The organism is Fructilactobacillus florum DSM 22689 = JCM 16035, from assembly GCF_001436645.1.
Taxonomy (GTDB): Bacteria; Bacillota; Bacilli; order Lactobacillales; family Lactobacillaceae; genus Fructilactobacillus; species Fructilactobacillus florum.
Genome location: NZ_AYZI01000004.1, coordinates 83,370 through 108,334, shown reverse-complemented (window position 1 = coordinate 108,334; position 24,965 = coordinate 83,370). Strand labels below are relative to the sequence as shown.

Below are 24,965 nucleotides of genomic sequence, written 5' to 3'. Positions count from 1 at the left end.
AATATACATTTAAATAGCTCTAAATGCAACTCTCATAATGAATTTCTCAATATTTCATCAAACTCAAAATATCGTATTGTTTTATGTTATCACGTCCGTGTAAATCGACTAATTCTACTAAAAATGCCATCCCAGCAACTACTCCACCAAGATCCTCGACAAGCCGGCTGGTTGCTGCAATCGTACCACCCGTTGCCAGCAAATCATCGGTTACTAGTACTCGTTGACCTGGCTTAATGGCATCCTCATGTAAATATAAGGACGACTGCCCATATTCTAATCCATAAGTGGCTGTAACCGTCTTCCCAGGTAATTTCCCCTTCTTCCGAGCAGGGGCAAACCCAATATTAAGGTCGTAAGCAACTGGACACCCAACGATAAATCCTCGAGCTTCTGGTCCGACCACTACGTCAACGTTTAACTTTTTAGCATAGTCTACAATTTGATTGGTCGCTTGATGGTAAGCTTCCCCATTTTCAAGGAGCGGTGAAATATCACGAAACAATACTCCAGGTTCCGGAAAATCAGGATAACTAGCAACGTAATCTTTTAAATTAAGTGACATGCAATGGTCCCCTTTCACGATTTGTATGCTTGCCGAATTAACTGCATTAACTGGCTTTGCTCCCTAATAATTAGTTCCTTTTCCAAGTCTATTTCCTGTAAGCGATGTTGATATGACGATGAAGTACTCAGAGTTTGATGCTTGGGTTGCGTAACCACTTGTAGATGCCCAGCTGAAATAGTGACAAAACCTAAGTCTGAAAAAACTTGGATCATGAAAATCAACAAATGACCATCAATTTTTAACCGCTGCGCTACCTGAGTCAAACTAGATCGTAATTCAATTTGTTGATGAGTTTCTAAGAACTTAAACAGTTTAGCATACTGCTGGCGAGTTGGCATCCCACCGTCAAGCAAATACCGTTTTTTATAAAAGTAAATGGTGATCTCATCGGCCTTCAGCTGCTGCAAAGCAGTTGTAAACGCGGCGCTGGTTGGCGGACAGTCAACGAAAAAAGCTTGATTCCATTTCGGAATTTCTGAAAGTTCAGTAGCTAATACCGCTTTCGACGTATCCGTAAAATATGGTTTTAATTGTTTTCTTAAATTTTCATCAAAAAAGATGTACAGTCCCGTCCTTGAAAACATTTCTGGAACTAGACGTTTAGTCCGTCGATCAAGGATGACGGGACCAACTGCATGAAAATCATCAACTAAAACTTGTAAGCGACGATGCCCGCGAAATTCATTTTCACCAAGCGTTCCAGCAATTTGACAACTCGTTGCCACTGTTGCTAATTCAACTGCCTGCGGTCCTCTGCCAAAGGAAATTGCATCAACTTGCCGATTTTTCCCAACTAACGTAAATTTCAAATGTTCCTGGTGTTGCCCCAACTGTTTTAATCCAGTTAAATTAATCGGATTAATTAAAAATCGTGGCTTAGGATTGTCAGTTCCAAATGGACTTAGTTGCTGTAATTCCTCTATCAGCTGGGGAGTTAAGTCATCCACCTTAACTGCATAATCTAAAGTTAAGGTTGGTTTACCAGCTAGTTTAGCTAATTGTTCTTTTCCAGCAGTTGCTAATGTATGCTGGAGGATTGGCAATTGACTTGGAGAGACTGTTAATCCTACTGCCATTGCATGCCCACCAAATGCCACTAACTGATCATGAATTGGTTCAATACTGCGGAAAAGATTGAAACCAGAAATGCTACGTCCCGAACCCTTGTAGTCAGCATCATCTGTTTTGGCTAGGACAATGGTTGGTTTATTGTATTTATCCTTCAGGCGACTCGCAACAATCCCCAATACTCCAGGCGCCCAATCTGATCCGGTAATTAGCAAAATTGCTTGATCTTGTTGACTTTGTGCCTGCTCATCGGCTTCACTAACAATGTCAGTCACCAGCTGTTTACGAGTTGCGTTCTTTTTCGTAGTCTCTTTTGCTAGTGCTTGTGCCACTGTTTCATCAGTCGTTGTCAACAAATCTACTCCGGGAGCAGCATCACCCATCCGACCAAGAGAATTTAAGGCTGGTGCCAGTTGAAACCCAATTGTTTCTTCATTAACCTGGTTTAATTTAACTTTGGCTTGCTGAACGAGTGCCTTTAAACCAGGTCGTTCGGTCAAATGAACAACATTTAAACCGAATTGCACTAAAGCTCGATTTTCACCAGTTAGTGATACTAAGTCAGCAATCGTCCCAATCGCTGCTAAATCTAATTTTTCCTGCGGAATTTCATCATTTAAGGCGGTCGCAACCTTAAAAGCAATGCCGGCTCCCGATAAGGATTTAAACTGATAGTCTGGACTTAGATCAGCATGAACGATTGCAAAAGCATCTGGAAGTTGCTCTGGCAACTCATGATGATCGGTAATAATGACATCACAACCACTTGCCTGGGCAGAAGCAACTTCTGCCTGTCCGCTCACTCCATTATCAACTGTTATTAAGAGCTTCGTGCCCCCAGCAATGAGCCGTTCGAAAACCGCTTGATTAGGTCCATAACCATCCTGCAGACGCTTGGGAATGTAATAATTAACTTGGGCGCCCATTTCCAACAGGGTTTCATATAAAATTGCAGTACTAGTTAGCCCATCCGCATCATAGTCTCCGTATACTGTAATCTGCTCGCCAGCTGCAATTGCCGTTTCAATCCGAGTAACCACTTTTTGCATATCATGTAAATCAAACGGATCCAATAAATCAGCAGTTGTCGGACTTAAATAATGCTTAACCTGATTAAGATTACGATATCCTCGCCGTATCAATAGTTGGGTAGCTAGTGAACTAAGCCCAGTTTCTTCCTTCAGTTGCTGGATCAGCAGATCATCACTTACTGAAGCAGCTAATTTCCATTCATACTTCTTATCCAGCACCAATCATTCCTCTTTCACCTATTTGTTTTTATTTTCTGATTCTTGGGGAGATTTTGCCCGAGCTTGCTTTTGGGTTTGGCTCAAGCTCTCAATTTGTTTTAACAGGTCAGCTTTCTCCTGCTTTAGTGCCTCAATCTCTTTTTGGGAACTTTTACTGTCACGGCTGGCTTTCCATGAGGTTACCGATGAGAATAAGAACACCAGCAGTGCCCCAATCAAAAGATTAGTTAAAACTACCAAAATCAGTGGCATTTTAACCGTAGCAAAGCCAAAGTTAATTGCCGTATCCTCCATGTTTAATAACACAAAAATTGCTAGTAGAAACACGATGATAATTCCACAAATTACAGCTACTTGTTTTTTCATGGTTGTTTCTCCTTTCGCTTTGGAAACGGAACATCAATTACATCAAAATCACGAACCACCTTGGTCTGAGAGAAACACTGACGGGCATCTTTTTGCAATTCCCGCGCCATCTTACTAGTATACCGCGCCGAAATATGTGTCAACAAGAGTTGATGAACCCCTGTCTGAGCAGCTGTTTGAGCTGCTTGGAGGTTGGTCGAATGATAATAATTTCTCGCCAGCTTGGATTCTCCCTTACCAAAGGTACTTTCATGAACTAGGATATCAGCGTTGGCTGCTAACGTAGCAATGGAAGCAGTCTTGCGTGTATCACCTAGGATAGTGACAATTCTACCCTTTTGTGGCGCACCAATAAAGTCCGCTCCATTAATTGTCCGTCCGTCTGCGAGCTTAACAGCTTTACCTTGTTTTAATTGTCCATACAATGGTCCTGAGGGAATCCCAGCTGCGTGAAGTTTATCAACCAACAGCTCGCCGGGATGATCATGTTCAATTACTCGATAACCCCAACATTCGATTTGATGATCCAAAAGATCTGCCATTACCGTAAATTTTTTCCCCTGATAGATCATCCCAGGCTGAGTTAGCTCTTTATAATTAATCTGATAGGCTAGTTTAGTTTGAGAGACCCGCAAAGAAGTTTGCACAAAGTCCTTAACCCCGACTGGTCCGTAGATAGTCACTGCATCGTGCCCACCTTGAAAAGAGCGACTAGACAGCAGGCCTGGCAAGCCAAAAATATGGTCGCCATGAAGGTGGGTGATAAAAATTTTATCAATCTTACGGGGCTTAATCGTTGACTCTAACATCTGCTGCTGGGTTCCCTCACCACAGTCAAACAACCAAATCTCATTAATTTCGTCGAGTAAGCGTAAGGCTACACTGGCAACATTGCGAAATTTACCAGGCATACCGGCTCCAGTACCAAAAAACTCTAATTGCATATTTTCTACCGTTCCTTTTAGGACGTTTTTTATTTCTAATCGTAAAGTTCCCTTATAATTGTAGCATAGTGAAGCAAATCCTGAACCAAAATCGGAGGAATCTCATGGAACTTGGTAATTTCAATTTAGCGACTGGTGATTTAAATCCTAACTTAAAATTATTTGTACATACCAAAACTGGGTTACAACCGGTTACAAACCTGTTGCTAATAAATCAACAACTTTGTCTAGCCAGCCATGCTTCTAACAAACCGCTTACGCTTGACCAATTCAATACTCGTACTAAAAAATTATCTCCAAAACTACCGTTAAAAACGGCCGCTCAACCACCCCAAATGCTGTTTGGTTTTCGTCGAGCAGCTAACCAAATAATTCTCGGATAAAAAAAGAACCCCCCGACGAGATTCTCCGTCCAAGGGTTCCATGAATTTGCTTTGATTGCTAATCGCTAATCAAGATCTAGTTTGATTCCCAGACCATCAGCGACACGTTGTCCATAAACTGGATCAGCTTTGTAAAATTGTTCCGTTTGTAATTTTTTGATGTTCTCATCATGAACAGAGCCCAAGTTAGTTACGATCGTCTTAATCAACCGGTCTTGCTCATCTGCACTCATCAAATTATATAAATCCCCTGCTTGGGAATAAAAATCTTGATCATATGCTTGATAATGATCTGCTTTACCAGCAACTTCGTAAGGTTGAATATGAGCAGCGTGATCCTCTTTAGGTCCATTCTTACTGTTTGGTTCATAGTTTACTGAACTGCCTTGACCACTGGACATAAAACCGTCACGTTCATAATTTTTAACTGGAACGACTGGACGATTTGAAGGCAATTTTTCAAAATTAGCTCCTAACCGATAGCGCTCAGCATCCTTATAACTGAATAATCGACCTTGTAACAATTTATCTGGAGATGCTTCGATTCCTGGAACAAAGTTTGCCGGTGAAAATGCGGCTTCTTCAATCTCATCAAAATAATTTTCAGGGTTTTCGTTTAAAGTAAACTCGCCAACCTCAATCAGTGGATAATCGTGATGTGAAACCACCTTAGTCACATCAAAAATATCTGATTTGTAGTGGAACCCTTCTTCGTAAGGAATAATTTGCACCATTACTTTCCAAGATGGATAATTTTCACTCTCAATGGCATCAAAAAGATCATTTTGCAAAAAGTCCGTATCTTCGCTGGCAATCTTTGCTGCCATCTCATCAGTCATGTTCTTAACACCCTGCTCACTAATGAAATGGTACTTAACCCAGCATGGTTCCCCATCAGCATTAACCCATTTAAAGGTATGACTACCATAACCGTTCATTTCGCGATAACTAGCAGGATTACCACGATCACCCATCAAGTAAGTTACTTGATGAACTGATTCTGGAGAATGGGACCAAAAATCAAATTGCATCTCATTGCTACGCCGATGAGTTTTGGGATCACGCTTTTGTGAATGAATGAAATCAGGAAATTTTAACGGGTCATTGACAAAGAAAATGGGCGTGTTATTGCCAACAATGTCATAGTTTCCTGCTTGCGTATAAAATTTAAGCGCAAAACCACGAACGTCTCGGATAGTATCAGGGTAACCTGCTTCACCAGCAACTTGTGAGAACCGCAATAACATCGGGGTTTCTTTGCCAACGCCGTTAAACAAGTCTGCTTTCGTGTACTTGCTCATATCATGGGTCAGTTTAAAGGTTCCCTTAGCTCCTGCTCCCTTAGCATGGACCACTCGTTCTGGAATACGTTCCCGATCGAAGTGGGCTAATTTTTCAAGTAATTCATAATCCTGCATCAAAACCGGACCGCGTTCCCCAGCAGTTAAGGAATGATTATTATCAGACCAAGGTTGGCCTTCTTGAGTACGTAATTTATCTGACATATTATGCCTCGCTTTCTGGTTGTTAGCCATCACAATAATTGTTAGAAATACCACTAACTATTTATCTACGATTAGTATACGAAACCACGAACTTAAAAACCAGTAAAAGACCGCGCTTTTTCGATAAATTAGATAATCTTTATTAATTAGTGTACGTAAACATAAAATCAAGAATTTTAACCTGATCTCCATCTTGCGCTCCAGCTTTTCGCAAGGCCTCGTCAACCCCCATACTTCTCAATTGACGCGCAAACCGCAGGGTACTTTGCGTGTGTTCAGTATTTGTCATTTGAACAAGCCGCTCAATTTTACGCCCAGATAGAATCCAATTGCCGTCTTCATCATGATTAATCACAAAGGATGGCTCTGTGTCAGCCGTAAACTGAGTTTCTGGTTCTGAAGTTTCTGGTTCCATTGCAAAAGTTGGGGCTGTTTTTAAGATTTCTGCCGTATCGCGAAGTAACTGTCGCACACCTGCATGGGTCACTGCCGAGATTGGATCAACTTTAACATCCCGATATTGCGAATCCGTTGCTAATTTCTGTTTAAATTCAGTCAGATGAGTAGTTGCATCAGGCAAATCCATCTTAGTAGGAACCACAATTTGAGGGCGTTGTAATAACGAACTATCAAAATCACTAAGTTCCTGGTTAATCTGTTGAAAATCAGCATAGGGATCACGTCCCTCGGTACCACTCATATCAACCAAATGTAAAATTACCCGCGTTCGTTGAATATGATGCAAAAATTCAAAACCGAGCCCGACTCCTTGAGAAGCTCCCGCAATTAATCCAGGCAGATCCGCAATCACAAAATCAGCACCATCATCAGTCCGCACGATTCCAAGATTAGGAACTAAGGTTGTAAAGTGATAACTGCCAATCTTAGGCTTTGCACTAGTAACAGCACTAAGGAGGGTTGACTTCCCTGCTGATGGGAAGCCCACCAAACCAACGTCTGCTAACAATCGAAGTTGTAATTTGACCGTTAATTCTTCGCCAGGTTCACCATTTTCAGCAATTTCTGGCGCCGAATTTTTAGCAGTCGCAAAATGAACATTCCCACGACCACCACGACCGCCTTTAACGATCACCTTAGTTTCTCCTGGTTGGGTTAAATCAGCTAGTGGTTGATCAGTAGAACTATCATAAATAGTTGTTCCTTCGGGGACTTTTACAACCAAATCCGGTGCACTAGCTCCCGTCATTTTTTTATTACCACCATTACCACCATTTTTGGCTTGAAACAATTTCTTATACTTAAAATCCATGAGCGTATTCATACCAGCGTCAACTTTAAAAACAACATTGCCACCTCGGCCGCCATCGCCGCCTGATGGGCCACCATTTGGAACGTATTTTTCTCGGCGAAAACCAACCATTCCATCGCCGCCCTTGCCGGCCTTTACATTAAATTTAACTTGATCTACAAACATGCTTTCTCCAATCTGCCTATGCTTTTCGCATTTTTGCCATCGGGGTTGTCTTAGCAAACGTATACTTAATGGTCTGCGCAACGGTCTTTGAAATTCCGAGTTGTTGTAACTCAACCACGCTGGCGTTCTCAATATTTTTCATGGAACCAAAATTCCTTAGAAGCTTATTTCGCGTCTTGGGACCGACGCCCTTGATGCTGTCTAACCTTGATGTCATTGAATTTTTACTATGAAGTTCATGATGAAATGAAATTGCAAAACGGTGTACCTCATCTTGCACCCGTTGAACCAGATAAAAGGCCTGGCTTTGCGGATTCAAGGCAACATGCTCATCTTGATCACCATACAGTAAGTCTGCCGTCCGGTGTTTGGAATTCTTTACCATTCCAGCCACAGGAATCTCCAAAGCCAACTCATTTTCTAAGACATCCTTAACCGCATTCATTTGAATCTCACCACCATCCATCAAAATCAGGTCTGGTAAGTCCGCATGTTCTTTTAACAATCTTGTATACCGTCTGCGAATGACTTCCTTCGTACTAGCGGTTTCATCAGCATGATCAACCGTGCGTAACTTATATTTGCGATACTTATTTTTATTCGGTTTTCCATTTTCAAACACCACCATGGCCGACACTAAATCAGCTCCATCAAGATGTGAATGATCAAACGCTTCAATCCGATTTAGTTGCGATAAATTCAAAGCCTGCTGTAACTCTGTCATCGCTCCAGTGGTCTTTTGTTGATTCAATTCTAATAACCGAAATTTTTCATCCAAAACATATTTAGCATTCTCCCGCGCCATCTGAAGCAGTGCCCGTTTTTGCCCCCGCTGCGGGACTCTTGTCGGAATCTTAGTTAACTGATAGATAATCTCAGGGTCAATTTCGCTTGGAACTAAAATTTCAACTGGTTTAAGCTGTTGTTTCTGATTGTAAAACTGAACAATGAAATTTGTAACCTCTTCTTCTGAAGTACTAACAATCGGAAAGAGTCGCTTAGTGCGTTTCATCAACCGCGCCTGCCGAATATAGAAAATTTGAATTGATAACCAGCCATGATCGGCATAAAAGTTAAAAATATCTCGTTGTGTATAATCATTTGAGATGATCTTTTGTTTTTCTACGGTTGCTTGAATATAACGCAATTGATCCCGAAGCTCAGCCGCCCGTTCATATTCTTGTTGCGCTGCTGCTGTCTCCATTCGTTGTTGCAAGAGTTGTTTTGCCTGAGTTACATTACCATTTAAAAATGATTTAATTTGCTTGATTTGCTGTTGATATGCTTGCTTAGGAACCGTTTTAAAACAACTACCAAGACATTGACCCATATGATAATACAGACAAGGACGTCCTTGATACCCATTGCAACGACGCAACGGATACATTTTTTGCAAAAATTTCAAAGTTTCATCTGCTGCATAGATATTAGGATAGGGTCCGTAATAGTAGGCCCCGTCATGGCGCTGAAAGCTAGTTACCAACATTTTAGGATTACGCTCATTAGTGATTTTAATATATGGATAGCCCCCGCTACCATTTTTCAGGCTCACATTATAATATGGTCGATACTTTTGGATGAGTGTAATTTCTAACAAAAAAGCTTCTTTGTCGTTTGCGGTAATGATAGTTTCATAATCAGCAATATTGTTAACTAATTTTTCTCGGCGACCAACTTGACGGCTTTTAAAATAGGATCGCACTCGATTTTTGAGATTTTTGGATTTACCAACGTAAATCACCTTCCCGTTTCGGTCTTTCATAATATAAACACCGGGTTTTTCCGGCAGCAATGTCAGTTTATCCTCAATGTACTTGGATGCCATCGACTTTCTCCTTTCACCCAGCCTATGTTTAAATTATAGTTAACCACAGCTGCTTTGTATATTAAATGACAGTCAAGTTGCTTTTTGGTATGATGAACGAAAGGAGTGATCTTATGGGACTGCATATTAATAAACAAAACGATCTCGACGAGATGCTAAACAAATTTGCCAAAATTAATCCTAAAAATAATCAGCGCACTGATTTTTTGAAACCCGCACCTAAATCATCAGAGATTGACGAACAAAAAAAGAAGCACCATTTATTTCATCACAAAAACAACCAATAAATTATAAAATCAGCTGCGTTGCAGCTGATTTTTTGTTTGGTCCGTAATCCAGTTCCAGATTTCCGGAGCCCCCTGTTTAGTTTTAGCTGAAAACATGACCAGCGACTGATCAGCGGTTAAGTGTAATTGCTGTTGCAAATCTTTTGCCTGAGCTTTGACCTTACTTTTAGCTAACTTGTCCATTTTAGTTGCCACGTACAAAGTCGGAATCTGATAGTAAGCTAACCAATCATGCATTTGCCGATCATAATCACTCAAAGCATGTCGACTGTCAATCAAGTTAACGACCCCCGCTAAGGTGGAACGTTGGGTTAGATAGGTTTCAATCATCTCTGCCCATTTTTCACGTGCTTGTTTTGAAACTTTGGCATAACCATAGCCGGGCACATCCACAAAGTATAATTTGTGATTTAATTCGTAAAAATTAAGGGTCTGGGTTTTACCCGGCTGCCCAGAAGTATGAGCGTAGTCTTTTCTTTCAATCAAGACATTCGTTAAAGATGATTTACCGACATTGGATCGACCTAAAAACCCGATTTCTGGGTAACCAGTCGTTGGATATTGAGCGGGCGAAACGGCACTCATCACTAGTTGTACATCGGTCACTTTCATAATTTACCTCCGCTAAAGCTAAGCATTATTTGGCAGGAGTTTTCAAGATGATCCGAGGTTCCTGCTGCTTGACGACAGTTGCTTTCGTAATGATAACTTCAGAAACATCATCTCGACTAGGAAGCGTGTACATAATGTCCCGCATCGCATTTTCAATAATCGAACGTAATCCCCGAGCTCCCGTTTGGCGGGCGATTGCCTCTTTAGCCATCGCTCGCAATGCATCTGGTTCGAAAGATAACTTAACCCCTTCCAGCGCAAACAGTTTTTGATACTGTTTGACCAGTGCATTTTTCGGTTCCGTTAAAATACGAACTAGATCAGCTTCCGTCAGAGTGTTCAGAATGGTCAAAATTGGTAGTCTTCCAATAAATTCAGGAATCAAGCCAAATTTCATCAAATCCTCTGGAATAACTGACTGCATTACGTTTTCATTCATTGCTTTAGTGACCGCATGTTTAGAATTAAACCCGATGGTTTGATCGCCTAAGCGGTGCTTCACAATCTCTTGAATCCCAGGAAACGCTCCTCCAACAATGAACAAAATATCTTTGGTATCAATTTTAATAAATTCTTGCTGTGGATTTTTCCGACCACCCTTTGGTGGAACATTGGCAACGGTCCCCTCCAAAATCTTAAGCAGCGACTGTTGCACTCCTTCACCGGATACGTCTCGGGTAATCGAAACATTTTCGCTCTTTTTGGCAATCTTATCAATTTCATCAATATAGATAATTCCATGTTCAGCGCGTTCCACATCGTAATCAGCATTCTGCAATAACTTAAGCAGAATATTTTCGACATCCTCCCCGACGTAGCCAGCTTCTGTCAATGTAGTTGCATCAGCAATTGCAAACGGGACATTGATAATTTTAGCTAGCGTTTGAGCGATGTAAGTTTTTCCTGATCCAGTTGAACCAATCATACAAATATTACTTTTTTGAATTTCAGTATCCGCTTCTAATTCCGGAAAATCAGGTGTAATGCGGTCCGTTGCATCCGATTCAGTCCGCAACAATTCTTTAATCCGCATATAGTGATTGTAGACAGCCACTGCAAGTGTTTTTTTCGCATCCGTCTGACCAATCACATAGTCATTAAGTTTCGTGACAATCTGTTGCGGGGTTAAAACATTGATTTCTTCCGATTGAGCTTGCGTTTTTTCGTCGTCAATGATCTGCTTACATAAATCAATGCATTCATTACAGATATAGACTCCTGGACCAGCAACAATTTTTTTAACCTGATCTTGCGTTTTCCCGCAAAACGAGCAGGCAATTTGTTTATCCGGATCACTATTGTCAAACATTTAAATTCTCCTTATCAGCTAATTTCATGCTACTGCTCCAACACGTTAGCATAAAAATTAGTTTTTTTCGCTAAAGAAGCCTTATTACAAAAAAGGGTCGCAACGATAAGCGTTGAGAGACCCTTTGATCCATATCTTAAAATTTATTTGCTGGCTTGGTCATTAGCCTCAGTTTTTTCTGGAGTAATTAGTTTAGCATTATCCACGATCAAATCAACTGCTTTTTGAATCGCCAAATCATGACTCAACATTTCATCAGAGAGTGCCCCACGAACTGCTGCTTCTTTCATGCCATATTGATCTGCCAAATTTTTAACTTCTTGATTAATTTCTTCATCAGAAGGTTTAATTGCTTCTGCTTTAACAATGGCTTCCAAAACCAAGCTGGTTTTAACTCGTTCGTCAGCATCTTTAGAAAACTGTTGCTTCAAATCATCACTACTTGTGTTAGTCATCTTGAAGTACATGTCAGCCGAAATGCCTTGTTGTTGTAAGCCGGCTAGATATTGATCCGTTTGACGTTGAATATCTTCATCTAACATCACTTGTGGAATATCCTTGACAGTTGCATTTTTAGTTGCTGCGGTCACGGCAGCGGCTTGGATTTCATCGTGTGCAGCTGATTCTTTTTGTTCCTTAAGCTCTTTTTTTAGTTTTTCTTTTAATTCGTCTAAAGTATCGACATCTTCGTCAACATCTTTGGCAAAATCATCGTCAAGCTGAGGAAGCTGTTTTTCTTTGACTTCATGTACTTTCGTTGCAAAGACAGCTGCTTTACCAGCTAAATCTTTTTGCTGGTAATCTTCAGGGAAAGTGACCTTAACATCGACGTCGTCACCAGCTTTTTTACCAATCAACTGATCTTCAAAACCAGGAATAAACGAACCAGAACCTAATTCAAGCGAATAGTTTGTGGCTTCACCGCCTTCAAAAGCCTTCCCATCAACAGTGCCTTTAAAATCAATGGTAACAGTATCACCCTTTTTAGCAGCTCCATCAATTAGAACTAACTCAGCTTGCGATTTGCGCATGCTATCAAGCTTTTCATCGATGTCCTTTTTGTATACCCGCGTATTTTGTTTTGGAACCTCGACTCCTTTATATTCTCCTAACTCAACCGCTGGTTTAACACTAACTACTGCTTTTAAAACCCAAGGTTTGCCCTTTTCCATTGATTCAACGTTGATTTCAGGTTGACCAACTGCTTCAATCCCAGCGTCAGCAACTGCTCCTGCGTATGAATCAGGCAAAAGAATGTTCAATGCATCTTGGTATAAGGTTTCTTCTCCGTATAACTGATTAAAAACTTGTCGAGAAACTTTCCCTTTACGGAAACCAGGAACCTTAATTGACTTTTTATTTTTATTAAAAGCTTTGTCAAGGCCTTCTTTAATCTTATCCAAATCAATTTTAAAAGTTAACTCACCTTTGTTGCCATCTTTTTTATTCCATTCTGCCATTTTAAATCCTCCAACATGAATGGGGAGTATTCCCATTCAAGTAATTAATATACATCCTTAATTCTACCGTACGGGCTCTTAAATGTAAACATTTTACCCATTTGCAACAAAAAAAGATTGAAGAGCAACCTCTTCAATCTTTTGAAAATTACTATTAGTCTTGGATTTCCGTAACTGTACCGGCACCAACGGTGTGACCACCTTCACGAATAGTAAACTTAGTACCTTTTTCGATGGCAACTGGTTTAGTTAATTCCACATGGAAAGTAACGTTATCACCAGGCATTACCATTTCAGTTCCTTTATCTAATTCAATTACACCAGTAACATCAGTGGTGTGGAAGTAGAATTGAGGACGGTAATTTGAGAAGAATGGAGTATGACGTCCACCTTCTTCTTTGGTCATGATATAAACTTCGGCACTGAATTTCTGGTGAGTCTGAACTGAACCAGGAGCAGCCAAAACTTGTCCACGAACAACTTGATCACGGTTAACACCACGAAGCAAAGCACCAATGTTGTCACCAGCTTCACCAACGTCAAGGGTCTTGCGGAACATTTCCAATCCAGTTACAGTCGTCTTCAATACATCAGGAACTAACCCAACAATTTCAACTTCATCGCCGACTTTTACAGTTCCACGATCGATTCGTCCAGAAGCAACCGTTCCCCGACCAGTAATCGTAAAGACATCTTCGATTGGCATCAAGAATGGCTTGTTTTCATCACGTTCTGGTGTTGGAATGTACTCATCAATGGTATCCATTAATTCCATGATCTGGTCTTCAGCTTCTTTGTCCCCTTGAAGAGCCTTCAAAGCTGATCCACGAATAACCGGAATATTGTCACCATCATAACCGTATTCGGATAAGAGGTCACGAACTTCCATTTCAACCAAGTCAATTAACTCTTCATCGTCAACCATGTCAGTTTTGTTTAAGAAGACCACGATGTAGTCAACTCCAACTTGCTTAGCTAGCAAAATGTGTTCACGGGTTTGAGGCATTGGACCATCAGTTGCAGCTACAACCAAAATGGCACCATCCATTTGGGCAGCACCGGTAATCATGTTTTTAACATAATCGGCATGTCCAGGAGCATCAATATGAGCATAGTGACGTTTTTCAGTCTCATACTCAACGTGAGCAGTATTGATTGTAATACCACGTTCTTTTTCTTCTGGTGCAGCATCAATATCAGCAAAATCTTCAGCTTTAGCCAAGCCCTTTTCTGATAAAACCTTCGTAATTGCTGCCGTTAAAGTAGTCTTCCCGTGGTCAATATGGCCAATCGTACCAATATTAACGTGGGGCTTAGTTCTTTCGTAATGTTCTTTTGCCATTATGAAACCCTCCTATTATTTTCGTAAGACTTTCTTTGGTTTGACGCCAAAGCATCCTTATAATTAATTATACTACATTATTATAAAAAATAAAGCCCGCCAAGTCCAAAGAATTCACTTGTTAATTATAGCTACTCGATAAATATTTGTAAACACAAAAGTCTTATTTTCCTAATTTACCAACGCTTGCAAAATTTGTTCGATTGGAAGTAACCAACGCCGAATTTCAGTAGCCACTGTCTGAATATCAAAATCTGGCTCCTGCATCTTCGTAAACACCGTGAACCATTGGGCGGGGTCATGGATGATTTGATCAACAAACGGAAACAAGAGTTGTAATACTGTTTGGATCATTTGTTGAAGTTGTTGAACTTCAATTGGATCTTTTTGACCAAACTGATCCTGTAGTTGTTGCTCAAGGATTTGTGCCACTACCGTTTCACTCACATCTTGCAGCTGGGCTGGAGTTGCCTGATAAAGTTTGTTATCCAAAAAGCGAAAGGAAACTGGATTGGTAACTTTTAACCGCATTAGATTATTTAACATTTGTGCACGCCAAACCGGGCTAACATCGGCATCTTGTAAATTAACCTCAACCCCCGCCCGATAAAGTTTTAGTGGCAAGCGTTCCGCCTGTTGTACAATTGCTTGTTGTTGTGGAATTTCTACAGCACCTAGATGTTTAAACTGGCGAGCCACCCGTTGGACGGTAGCATCTTTTGTCGCCCTTGTTTCAGCTGCGGCTAATTGTTCGTTTAATTTGATTTGCTCGGTATCTGTTACGTACTGCTTTAACAACTGCACGTCGAGCAACCGCTGAGCTTGTAGTAGCGTCTGAACCAACAAGCTCAATTGATGCTGACTAAAAAATGAAAAGTGATCATCCACAATTTGAGCAGCTTCATTAGGACGCTTAACCGCTAACAAACTTGATGTCAATCCGACTACGACCGGATCGGGCACCACTTCTAGCTCGTTATATAACTGCGAAAAGCCCACCACCGCTGCTGAATAGTTCTTTCGTCGATAATCAGTTTCTGCTTTTTTTAAAAGTTTAAGTTGAGAATCAGTCATTTGCTCCACCTTATTAAAAAAGAATCGGGTTAGAAACCCCATTCTTAATCATTCTTTTTCTTTTTATTGGCTTTACTGCGCCGATGATGTTGATTAACTTCCATGATCACGGGTAAAATTACCGGCCGCCGATCAGTTTTTTTGTAGAGAAAGGAACTTAATTTTTCTCGGACATCCTGTTTCAAATGAGACCAATCAAAATCCTGATTATCAAGGTTACTTTCTACCGTTTTAATTACTAAGTCGCTAGCATCCTTCAATAATTTATGATGGGCACGATTATAGATGAACCCGCGTGATGTGATTTTAGGCTTTTCAACAATCCGCCGCTTCTTACGATCAATAGTAACGACTGCAATAAAGACACCGTCTTGTGATAAAACATTTCGATCCCGCAAGACAATGTTTCCAATATCACCAACTCCAATCCCATCGATCATCGTATCGGCTGCTGGAACCGCCTCACCAAGAGTGAGTCCCTGATCATCAAACTGAAGCCGATCACCCTTTGCTGCTAAATAAATCTGATCATCCTGATATCCACTGACCAGCGCAGCCTCTTTTGCTGCTGCCAGTTGGCGATATTCACCTTGTACTGGCAAAAAGTAATCCGGCTTTACCATTCCCAACATTAACTGTAAATCGCTACGAGTAGCATCATCAGCAACCGTCAATGCTTCAGTAACACTAGTAACCGTTCCGCCAGCTTGATAAACCAAGTCACGTGTCTTAGCCCAGGCGTTATCCATCGAACGATAAGGAGCAGTGGTTAGCAGTACCAGGTCCCCCGTTTCAATCTGAACGTGTGGATCATGCTGATTCGCCATTCTTGCCAGGGAACGCATTGCTTCGCCCGGCTGACCCAAATGCAAAATAATGATCTGACCATCATCAAGTTTAGCTAATTCTTGGGCTGATTTGATAATAATCTTTGGATCAGGTAGCTTTAATTTGCCAGCTTGTTGCGCAATTTTAAAGATTGTCTGCCCGTGCTCAGTTGCAAAATAAATTTTTCGCTCACTCGCAGCCGCCGCATTAAAAATCTCTTGCAACCGCAACAAGTTTTCAGCAATACAGGTGAGCACCAGTCGACTATCTTGAAATTCAAAGGTATCACTTAGATAAGCCTGTACTGCTCGTTCTTCGGCCAGTTGCCCCTGTGCTTCAGCATTTCTAGCATCAGCAAGTAGTGCTAAAACTCGTTCTTTGCCAGTGCCGATAATTGCTGGAAAATCAGTTTGGTAATCAGCCGGAACTGTTTGGTCAAATTTGAAATCGCCGGTGTAGACAACCGTTCCCTGATCTGTTTTTAAAGCAATTCCCATCGCATCTGGGATCGAGTGCGTTACAGAGAAAAAGGTAATCGTCCCATCATCAAACACAATTTCACTTTTTTCATTAATTACCTGGAAATTATCAAAATTTCGACTATCATGATGTTGTTTGATCAGGTGACGGGCTAGTCTGATGGTTAAATCAGTACCAAAGACTGGCACATCAAACTCACTCAAAAGGTAAGGCAGTGCTCCAATGGAATCCAAGTGTCCGGACGTTAAAAAGATCCCCACAACCTTATCAGCATTCTCGCGAATGTAAGTAAAGTCTGGAATCACAAAATCAATTCCCAGCATTTCATCAAGGGGAAATTTAGAACCGCAATCTAAAATAAAGATACTTTGATCATTAACTTCAATCGCAAATAAGTCTTTACCTTCTTCGCGCACTCCTCCTAAAGGAATGATTTTAATATTTTTTTTCATAAATAATTACACCTCAAGATAATTTTTAATTGTATTTTATGAAGGAACCCTTCAATCAGCCTAATCTTTCTTATCTGTTAGTGTACCATACTTTCAATATAATCGGGGATAAAAAAAGATGTGCCAAGTGAACTTGGCACATCTTTTTTTATCTTGTTTAACGACGCAAACCTAAACTCTTAATTAGTTCACGATAACTTTGTACATCTTTTTTCCGCAGGTAACCTAATAAATTTCGTCGATGACCAATCTTTTTCATCAAGCCTCGCTGGGAATGAAAATCTTTCTTATGAGTCTTCATGTGATCATTAATCTCGTTAATGTCAGCAGTCAAAACTGCAATCTGCACTTCGGTTGAACCGGTATCACCTTCGTGCTGTGCATATTTATTAATAATTTCGGTTTTTTGTTCCTTAGTTAATGCCATGTTTAATTCCACCTTCCTAAATATAGTGACAACTGCTCAAGCTGGGTAATACGTCAGTGACTCGTAAAACTAAGTTTGAGTTATACAATTTAATATACACTATCTCAATTAATAACGCAAGATATTCCAAGTAATCATCTGCGTTGGTATTGCAATTATTCCCTTAATTTTGTATAATTAAGGACGTTGTAACCAAGAATTTTATGATTAATTCCGATATGGAGGTGAAAAAATGCCAGTCATTAAATCAGCCATCGAACGGATGAAAACCAATGAAATCGCACGCAAGCGCAATGCCTCTAAAAAAAATGAGATGCGGACCGCTGTAAAGAAATTCGAAAGTGCAATTGAGAATGGTTCCGAAGATGTAGAAACAGCTTACCGCAACGCAATTGCTGCAATCAACCACACGAAATCAAAGGGTTTGATTAAAACTAACAGCGCTAACCGTAAGAAGTCTCATTTAACTAAACTAAAAAACAAAACCAATTAAAAAGAACCCGTTATTGCGGGTTCTTTTTTTTGCTATGTTGAAGTGCAAAATTTTCAAAGAGCAGTTCTGGATTACTAGAGCTGCTTTTTAGTTGGCATTCAATCTCAATTAAATTTAAATATGCAGTCCGTAGTTCTTGCAAAGTGAACTGCTGCTCGTTTTTTAGTGCTAGTTTAACCCGATAAGGATGGACTTTCAGGATGGTTGCCATCTCGGTCTGACGACGCCCCTGACGGCTAAGAATTGACACTTGTAGAAGCAGCCGAAACTGACCTTCTAAAATGGCATTTAATTTAATAGCTTCCTGCCCCTCCTCAATTAATTCATGATAAAAAGAAATTGCTTGCGTCGTTTCACCACGCAATAAGTAATTAACTAAGGAAAAAACATTTTGATCTAAAGATTTAGAAACAACTTGATCAACTACCGCAACAGTAATATTTGGTTGCTGATAACAATATAAAAAAACTTTTTGCAGTTCGTTCATTGTCATGGTCAAATCTGCTTGCGTGCGGCTGATTAATTCTTCGAGTGCTGCCGGTTCAATTTGATAATGCTTGTTTTTGACATACTTTTTAATAAAATCACGAATTTCCCTCTCTGATAATTGATTAAAATCGATGATTTCAGCCTGTTTTTTTAATTCTTTGGTGATTTTTTTACGACTATCAAGCTTTTCATAGGGGGCAAAAATTACTAAAGTGGTTTCTGCCACTGGTTGTTGTAGATATTTCAATAAATCAGATATTTCTGCTGGACTGGCAGTGCTTTTCGCCTGACCGGTTAAAAAAGCAGCATTTTTAATCACCACTATTCGATGATTCCCAAAAAAAGGAAGTGAGCGCGCGTCGTTCAGTGCAGTTCCTAGTGAAGTTGCTTCTAGGTCGTAACTTGCAAAATTCATGGTTTGTTCTGTTATAGGAATCAACTGTTGCAAGCGTTCCAAAATTCTGCTTTCCCAAAATTCATTCTGACCAATTACCAAATAAATCGATTTTTGTTGGCTAGTAATTTTGGCTACTTGTTGACTGATGGTCATCTGATTTTCCTTTCCACTTTGTTTTAAATCTGCCGGCTTGCCCTGCTCGATATTCAAATGAAATCATCCCCTGTGTTTGCGTACTAAACGACCTAATTTTCAATCGCTGTAACGTATCCAGGGTCTGGTGATTAGGATGTCCATATCGATTGGCTCTTCCGGCTGAGATAATCCCAAATCGAGGTGCCAGTCTCCGCAAAAAACTGGGATCAGAAGCTGTTTTACTACCATGATGACCCAACTTGATAACATCTGCTTGGAGCTTGGGGTACTGTTGCAACAACTTGACCTCTTCTACTCGTGGCAAGTCACCCGTAAATATCCATTTAAGTCCCGCAATTTTACCCCACAAGACCAGTGAATCTTCATTGTGTCCAAATCCGGGATGATGCGGATGGAGCACCCGAAGGGATGTCTTTGCAATCTTCATTCCAGCTCGAGCAGGAATTAACTCCGTTCCTTGTTTTAAGTGGACTAGGCGGTGCATAAAACTACGATTCCGTTCCATTCCCCAGGGAAAATAAATTCTTTTAATTTGCATGGTTTTTAGATAAGCAGGCAAATCTCCAATATGGTCAGCATCCTGATGACTTAAACATAGATTATCGATCCGATGAATTCCAATACTGTGTAAATAATTAATTGACGTTTGTTCTGCTTGATAACGCTGTCCTTGTCTTCGATGATTGCCAAAATCAAGCCGACCACCAGTATCAATCAAAGTCACCGTCTGATTAAATGGTGCTCTGATCAATATGCTATCACCTTGACCCACGTCAAAGAAGGTGATTTCCCCAGTCGTTGGCAAATGAATTTGTCCAAATGACAGTAATAGTAATAAAAAAAACGTGATCCACCGTTGCCAAACTTGTTTAAAAAATGCTCCCAATCCGACCAACAATAACAAGACCACGAGAACCAGCTGGGGCTTTCCAAAAATAATTTCCCCTGGGAATTGACTAATTCCATTGATTACCACTGTGATCTGTTGCAACAGCCAATTACTAATTTGCAAACCAGGTAACCGAAAAACCCCCAGCAAATAACTAACTAAAATTAACGGAAACACTAATCTACCAAAAATTGGCACCATCCATAAACTGACCAAAAAAGAGAGGCAATGCCAGGTGTAACCATGATATAAAATCAGGGGAAGCCCAATTAGGTTCATCCAAAGCATTTGTTGCCAGTAACGAGATGTATTTGTAACTAACATTGTAAATGATAACAAATAAGCCAGCTGACCGCCAAATTGACAAAGAACCCATGGATTAATCAATAAATGGAGCATCAAGGTCACTGCCCAAAGATCCAGCCCCCTTAAGTTAACCTGTAGTAGCCGCGCTTGAATTCGTAATTCTGTCCCCAAACAGGCCCGCCATAGTCCAACGCCAAAGCCTGATATCACACAATACACTGGAAGCCAGCAGCAATTAAACCAATCGATCCATTTGCGACGAAGCCGTAATCGAGTCAATAAATAGGTTGCCAACTGTAAAAGAAAGTAGACGTGGCGTCCCGAAATCGTAAACAAGTGGATCAAACCTAATTGTTGCACTCCATTCAAATCGAGCCGGAAGTCTTCGGTTTGATAACCAAATAACAAACAAGCAGCGTATAACCGAACCAAGTGAGGAAACCGCCGTAACTGCCATAATCCCCAAAATCGCAACTCGTGTAATTTTTCAAAAAAAGTTGCTGGTGGTTGCTTAGCAATCAATCGGAGTTGCTGAACCTGTAGTTGTCCATTAATCCCGCGTTGGCGTTGAAAAGTGCCTCCATCAAATTGATTTTGATTCCCGATGGGCGCCAAAGGCTGTAGTCGACCAGTTACTAATAAACTTTTGGTAGTATGCAACGTAGCAAGCATTCGTGATGTTGCTTGTCCGCGCAAATAAAGCTGTTGATGGAGACTAGGAACGGTTACCAACCCACTATAACGACTGCCCGACCACCTCAGATTGTCTGGAGTAATCCGAACCTGCAGGGTAACATGATTACCGGTTGCTTGTTGAAATGTTTGTAATTGGCTAGCACGGAATTGTTGCCAACTAAAAAAACATCCTGCCGGAATTATTAGGAGACAACAATTTATAAGGAAAAACCACCTAACCTGCAAGCAGGCTAGACGAACTGCCCATATTATCATTCCAATCGCACCATAGATCGGCGAAACGAAGAAAAATACCGCTAAAAGCGCCCACCAGACGGCTGTAAAAATCCAAAAATTTTCTTTAATTATTCATCGATAGATAAGTAGTCTGCAAAGGGTAAGTTATCAAATTGTTGCTGGTCAATCATTACCTGCGTCGCCTGAACCTGTTTTTTTTGTAACAATTGCTCTGCATAGGGATCGTTATGATATTCTCTTACATATTTAATCGCAGTAATTCCTGCTTGTAACAACATTTTTGTGCACTGCAAACATGGAAAATCAGTTACATAAATGACCGCTCCATCCGTTGATTCACCAAACTTCGCACATTGCAAAATTGCATTCATTTCGGCATGAATTGTCCGTTCGCAATGATTATTTACTAAATAACAACCGACGTCCAAACAGTGATCATCACCGGCAACTGAACCATTATAGCCGCAGGCAATTACCCGCTTATTGCGCACTAAAACCGCTCCGACTGAGCGACGCTTACAAGTACTGCGACTAGCAATTAAAATTGCTTGTAGAATAAAGTATTGATCCCAGGGAATTCTTTCTCGCTTCATACAAGACCACCTCCTGTAGCTGATTTTCTCAAGTATAACAGCAATTCTTGGTGGTTCAAATTGTCAAATTATCTTTCAATTTTGCGACAGTTTTAACACCAAAACCCGCTACGTTTTTGAGATCATCCACAGACTTGAATTCGCCATGTGCTTGTCGATAAGCCACAATCTTTTCTGCTTTTTTTGCACCAACCCCATCGATTTGTTGCAATTTGGTGACATCCGCTTCATTTAAGTTGATCGGTTCCGACGGTTGTTCTGATCCACCCCCAGTCGGCATAGTAATTGACTTATTTTCTCCTTGAGCTGGAACATACAAGCTTTCTTGATCAAGAAGCTTTTTTGCCAAATTTACTTGTCGCTGGTCAGCCGTGGGTGTAAAACCTCCCGCCTGTTGTATCAACGTCTCGCAACGAGTTCCCGGTGGCAAATGATATACCCCTGGACGTTGAACTGCTCCCTTAACTTCCACTACAAAGGTCTTTTTCAGCATCCCTTTTTGGTGGATTGGTTGAGACTTAGGTGACACCGGCTGTGTCACCTGTTGCTGATTCTCACTACTAGCGACCGATTGCGGCCATAAAAAGTACCCGCTAATGACGACCATGATTCCAATTATCACAATCCATAATTTTGCACCATGATCTTGAACTAATTCAACCAACTTTTCTCGATACTTATCCATCTTATTCCCCTTTCTATAATTTTAAATACGAAAAAAGATGCCCATTACAGCATCTTTATTGTTTATTTAAATAATTAATAGCATCTTGGAAAGTGGTTACAGGGACAACTTTCATTCCTGGTGCATATTTAGCCGCCGTAGTTTTAGCCACCTGATAATTAGTCTGATGATTTTCTTCCATTGCCAAATTGGTCTTCGTTGGCTTTACGTACGGGCAGAAGAAAACTTTTGCACCGCTATCATGGGCTGCAATAATTTTTTTGTCAACCCCACCAATTTCACCAACTTGACCATTAGCAGCAATCGTTCCCGTTCCTGCAATTTTTTGTGGTTGATATGTTTTTTGTTCTAGTTGTGAATAAATCTGGAGTGCAAACATCAAACCTCCGGAAGGACCACCAATTTCACCTGGTTTGATACTAGCGGCCGGATTTGATTTCACAGAAACATCATCAGTCATTGTAATCCCGATTCCATTAAATCCCTTTGCAATTTCGCGTTTAAACCCAGTGGTAGTGTGGGGCTTTCCTTTTCTTTTGAAATCTATTTTTAACTTAGCGTTTTCTGGTAGCGACCGAATATATTTGACATAATCTGTGCTTTGCTTCAACTGCTTTCCATTAATCGATTCAATCAGGTCAGCCGGTTCTAATTTATCTCTAAAATCAGAATTAGGTAGTAGATTCAAAACATAGACTCCATGGAAACTTCGTTGTACCGGTCGATTTGCGTGCTGGTATGCAACATAAATCGCATTATTAATTGCGCTTTCCATATAAACATTTTGAACATCATTAAACTGACTGCCACTTTGTCCACCGGTAATGTTATTTGCATTTTCAATTGTCAAATGTGGATTAAACCATGATTGAACATAAGTTACCGGACGCGCTTGAGATAACGAAACAGCTGTGATCATAAATTGATTTTTTTTGAGCGGTGGCTGTCCCGAAATCTTGACCATTGGTTGCAAATTAACTGCTTCTCCCGGAGCTTCCACCACTGTATTAAGTGGCCAAAAGAAAAACCACAGTAAAAATGAAAGCGCAGCTAACAATAAAATTAGAATGCGATAGTGTTGTAGCTGCTTACTAATTTTTTTCATGATTCTTCTCCTTCAGTGCTTTGAAAACTTGATCAGGAACGAACTGTCGCACATCACCATCAAACCGATTGATTTCCTTAACCATCGATGAAGAAATTAACTCGTAATCACGATTAGCAAATAATAGCATTGTTTCAATATCCGCATCCAACAGATTATTAAGATTGGCAATCTCTTGTTCATATACAAAATCGCGGGAGTTTCTAGTGCCACGAATCACAATGTTAGTATGTTCTGAACGGACAAAATCAGCAGTCAGCCCCTGATAGGATTTGATAGTAACATTTTTCAATTCAGTTGTACAACATTGGAGTAGCTGAATCCGCTCGCTAACTGAAAACAAGGTCTTCTTTTCGGGATTTCTTCCGATTGCCACCGTCACTTCGTCAAAAATTGTGCTAGCTCGACGAATAATATTCAAATGACCATTAGTTAAGGGGTCAAAACTACCCGGATAAACTGCTTTTTTCATGATTTAATCCTTATACTGATAAATTGTAATCGTTGTCAACCCATAGTTTTTTTGACGCACCATTGAATAATCTACGACCTTAGGCAATTTTGTTGCTCGATCGGTTTCACAGATTACTAACGCTGCTGGTTTTAACAACCCCTGCTGGGCTAGTTTATCTAAATCTATTTGCATTTGTTGCTCTGCATATGGAGGATCCAAAAAAACATAGTCAAACTGAGTCTCAGAGCCAGCCATGATTTCTATCGCCCGCGCCGCCGTCATTTTTTTTATTTGAAATTTTGTTTTTGTGATTTTAAGGTTCGCCGCATTTTTTTCCATGGTTTTAACTGCCTGATACTGGCGATCAATCGCCACGGCTTGATCAACTCCACGTGACAGTGCTTCTAAGGCAACGGCTCCAGAACCAGCGTATAAATCTAAAAAATGCCCGCCACGAAAGCTGGGACCGATCATATTAAAAAGCGCTTCGCGAACCTTATCAGTTGTTGGACGAGTTTGGCGCCCCGCAACTGGTACTAGTCGCTGTCCTCGATGAGTCCCGCCAATAATTCTCATGATAACTGACTATCCTCACTTAGTTGCTGATTTAGTTCCGCAAAATCAGCTGCCAAAGTTGCCGTTGGTGCAACTGCAACCGATTTAATCCCACGTAACTGCTTGATCTTTTCAATTTGTTGCTGTTCATCGGCCTGGTTTACATACATAATCGCATAGTGCATTTTCAGTGAAGCGTAACGCATATCTCCAAACTTAGCTAGTTGCCTCAGTGACCGTTGGTTAAGGAACCCAATAACCAGCTCAGTCCGTGCTGGAATTTCGCTCACGATCA

At 40.6% G+C, this 24,965-nt stretch carries 25 protein-coding genes; 3 read left to right on the top strand and 22 right to left on the bottom strand.

Annotation, left to right across the window (positions count from 1 at the left end; genetic code table 11):
- Positions 1-46 precede the first annotated feature (46 nt).
- Genes FC87_RS03385 through rnz form a run of 4 tightly spaced genes read right to left on the bottom strand, consistent with a single transcriptional unit; the run spans position 47 to position 4,196 of the window.
- Positions 47-565, bottom strand: coding sequence for an adenine phosphoribosyltransferase (locus tag FC87_RS03385; RefSeq protein ID WP_009167123.1), 519 nt, complete (start codon positions 563-565; stop codon positions 47-49).
- Between the two features lie 14 nt (positions 566-579).
- Positions 580-2,886, bottom strand: a complete 2,307-nt coding sequence (gene recJ / locus FC87_RS03380; RefSeq protein WP_235804432.1) for a single-stranded-DNA-specific exonuclease RecJ — start codon at positions 2,884-2,886, stop codon at positions 580-582.
- Positions 2,887-2,904: 18 nt separating this feature from the next.
- Positions 2,905-3,252, bottom strand: a complete 348-nt coding sequence (locus FC87_RS03375; protein ID WP_056961628.1) for a LapA family protein — start codon at positions 3,250-3,252, stop codon at positions 2,905-2,907.
- The gene (gene rnz / locus FC87_RS03370; protein WP_056961626.1) at positions 3,249-4,196 is read right to left on the bottom strand and encodes a ribonuclease Z; all 948 of its coding nucleotides are present in this window, start codon (positions 4,194-4,196) and stop codon (positions 3,249-3,251) included. The genes FC87_RS03375 and rnz overlap by 4 nt, the downstream gene beginning before the upstream one ends.
- Positions 4,197-4,300: 104 nt before the next feature.
- On the opposite strand from rnz, the gene FC87_RS03365 reads away from it, so the two are divergent.
- Positions 4,301-4,579: a hypothetical protein gene (locus FC87_RS03365; protein WP_054690665.1), complete on the top strand. Its 279-nt coding sequence runs from the start codon at positions 4,301-4,303 to the stop codon at positions 4,577-4,579.
- A 65-nt stretch (positions 4,580-4,644) separates the two neighbouring features.
- On the opposite strand, the gene FC87_RS03360 is transcribed toward FC87_RS03365, so the two are convergent.
- The 3 genes from FC87_RS03360 to uvrC all read right to left on the bottom strand — a co-directional run bounded on the left by FC87_RS03360 (position 4,645) and on the right by uvrC (position 9,344).
- The gene (locus FC87_RS03360; RefSeq protein WP_054690663.1) at positions 4,645-6,084 is read right to left on the bottom strand and encodes a catalase; all 1,440 of its coding nucleotides are present in this window, start codon (positions 6,082-6,084) and stop codon (positions 4,645-4,647) included.
- A 142-nt stretch (positions 6,085-6,226) separates the two neighbouring features.
- Positions 6,227-7,519, bottom strand: coding sequence for a GTPase ObgE (gene obgE / locus FC87_RS03355; RefSeq protein ID WP_009167129.1), 1,293 nt, complete (start codon positions 7,517-7,519; stop codon positions 6,227-6,229).
- 16 nt (positions 7,520-7,535) lie between these two features.
- Positions 7,536-9,344 carry an excinuclease ABC subunit UvrC gene (gene uvrC / locus FC87_RS03350; RefSeq protein ID WP_056961625.1) on the bottom strand — a complete coding sequence of 603 codons (1,809 nt, stop codon included), beginning with the start codon at positions 9,342-9,344 and terminating at the stop codon, positions 7,536-7,538.
- Between the two features lie 113 nt (positions 9,345-9,457).
- Between uvrC and FC87_RS06930 the strand changes: the two genes are divergently transcribed.
- The gene (locus FC87_RS06930) at positions 9,458-9,631 is read left to right on the top strand and encodes an SPJ_0845 family protein (protein WP_156656529.1); all 174 of its coding nucleotides are present in this window, start codon (positions 9,458-9,460) and stop codon (positions 9,629-9,631) included.
- 9 nt (positions 9,632-9,640) lie between these two features.
- Here FC87_RS06930 and yihA read toward each other — a convergent pair whose 3' ends face one another.
- The 7 genes from yihA to rpsO all read right to left on the bottom strand — a co-directional run bounded on the left by yihA (position 9,641) and on the right by rpsO (position 17,615).
- Entirely contained in the window at positions 9,641-10,243 is a 603-nt protein-coding gene (gene yihA, locus FC87_RS03345) for a ribosome biogenesis GTP-binding protein YihA/YsxC (RefSeq protein WP_009167132.1), read from the bottom strand.
- Between the two features lie 25 nt (positions 10,244-10,268).
- Positions 10,269-11,552 carry an ATP-dependent Clp protease ATP-binding subunit ClpX gene (clpX, locus tag FC87_RS03340; RefSeq protein WP_009167133.1) on the bottom strand — a complete coding sequence of 428 codons (1,284 nt, stop codon included), beginning with the start codon at positions 11,550-11,552 and terminating at the stop codon, positions 10,269-10,271.
- Between the two features lie 143 nt (positions 11,553-11,695).
- Entirely contained in the window at positions 11,696-13,012 is a 1,317-nt protein-coding gene (gene tig / locus FC87_RS03335; protein ID WP_009167134.1) for a trigger factor, read from the bottom strand.
- 154 nt (positions 13,013-13,166) lie between these two features.
- Positions 13,167-14,354, bottom strand: a complete 1,188-nt coding sequence (tuf, locus tag FC87_RS03330) for an elongation factor Tu (RefSeq protein ID WP_009167135.1) — start codon at positions 14,352-14,354, stop codon at positions 13,167-13,169.
- A 171-nt stretch (positions 14,355-14,525) separates the two neighbouring features.
- Positions 14,526-15,428 (bottom strand): hypothetical protein, encoded by a 903-nt coding sequence (locus FC87_RS03325; RefSeq protein ID WP_009167136.1) that lies wholly within the window; start codon positions 15,426-15,428, stop codon positions 14,526-14,528.
- 44 nt (positions 15,429-15,472) lie between these two features.
- Positions 15,473-17,188 (bottom strand): ribonuclease J, encoded by a 1,716-nt coding sequence (locus tag FC87_RS03320; RefSeq protein ID WP_009167137.1) that lies wholly within the window; start codon positions 17,186-17,188, stop codon positions 15,473-15,475.
- A gap of 157 nt (positions 17,189-17,345) precedes the next feature.
- Positions 17,346-17,615 carry a 30S ribosomal protein S15 gene (gene rpsO / locus FC87_RS03315; protein ID WP_009167138.1) on the bottom strand — a complete coding sequence of 90 codons (270 nt, stop codon included), beginning with the start codon at positions 17,613-17,615 and terminating at the stop codon, positions 17,346-17,348.
- A 232-nt stretch (positions 17,616-17,847) separates the two neighbouring features.
- Here rpsO and rpsT point away from each other — a divergent pair, with 232 nt between their 5' ends.
- Positions 17,848-18,108 (top strand): 30S ribosomal protein S20, encoded by a 261-nt coding sequence (gene rpsT / locus FC87_RS03310; protein WP_009167139.1) that lies wholly within the window; start codon positions 17,848-17,850, stop codon positions 18,106-18,108.
- Positions 18,109-18,118: 10 nt separating this feature from the next.
- Here rpsT and holA read toward each other — a convergent pair whose 3' ends face one another.
- From holA to FC87_RS03270, 8 genes are all read right to left on the bottom strand, one after another.
- Positions 18,119-19,204: a DNA polymerase III subunit delta gene (gene holA, locus FC87_RS03305; protein ID WP_235728273.1), complete on the bottom strand. Its 1,086-nt coding sequence runs from the start codon at positions 19,202-19,204 to the stop codon at positions 18,119-18,121.
- Positions 19,113-21,314, bottom strand: coding sequence for a DNA internalization-related competence protein ComEC/Rec2 (locus FC87_RS03300; RefSeq protein ID WP_338083242.1), 2,202 nt, complete (start codon positions 21,312-21,314; stop codon positions 19,113-19,115). Before FC87_RS03300 ends, holA begins: the two co-directional genes overlap by 92 nt.
- A 71-nt stretch (positions 21,315-21,385) precedes the next feature.
- Complete coding sequence (locus FC87_RS03295) at positions 21,386-21,871, bottom strand: ComE operon protein 2 (protein WP_009167142.1); 486 nt, start codon at positions 21,869-21,871, stop codon at positions 21,386-21,388.
- Between the two features lie 55 nt (positions 21,872-21,926).
- The gene (locus FC87_RS03290; protein WP_056961623.1) at positions 21,927-22,556 is read right to left on the bottom strand and encodes a helix-hairpin-helix domain-containing protein; all 630 of its coding nucleotides are present in this window, start codon (positions 22,554-22,556) and stop codon (positions 21,927-21,929) included.
- 55 nt (positions 22,557-22,611) lie between these two features.
- The gene (locus tag FC87_RS03285; RefSeq protein ID WP_009167144.1) at positions 22,612-23,661 is read right to left on the bottom strand and encodes a SepM family pheromone-processing serine protease; all 1,050 of its coding nucleotides are present in this window, start codon (positions 23,659-23,661) and stop codon (positions 22,612-22,614) included.
- Entirely contained in the window at positions 23,648-24,133 is a 486-nt protein-coding gene (coaD, locus tag FC87_RS03280; RefSeq protein ID WP_009167145.1) for a pantetheine-phosphate adenylyltransferase, read from the bottom strand. Before coaD ends, FC87_RS03285 begins: the two co-directional genes overlap by 14 nt.
- A 3-nt stretch (positions 24,134-24,136) precedes the next feature.
- Positions 24,137-24,691: a 16S rRNA (guanine(966)-N(2))-methyltransferase RsmD gene (gene rsmD / locus FC87_RS03275; RefSeq protein ID WP_056961621.1), complete on the bottom strand. Its 555-nt coding sequence runs from the start codon at positions 24,689-24,691 to the stop codon at positions 24,137-24,139.
- A complete protein-coding gene (locus FC87_RS03270) occupies positions 24,688-24,960 on the bottom strand; it encodes a YlbG family protein (RefSeq protein ID WP_009167147.1) in 273 nt (90 codons plus the stop codon). The genes rsmD and FC87_RS03270 overlap by 4 nt, the downstream gene beginning before the upstream one ends.
- Positions 24,961-24,965 lie beyond the last annotated feature (5 nt).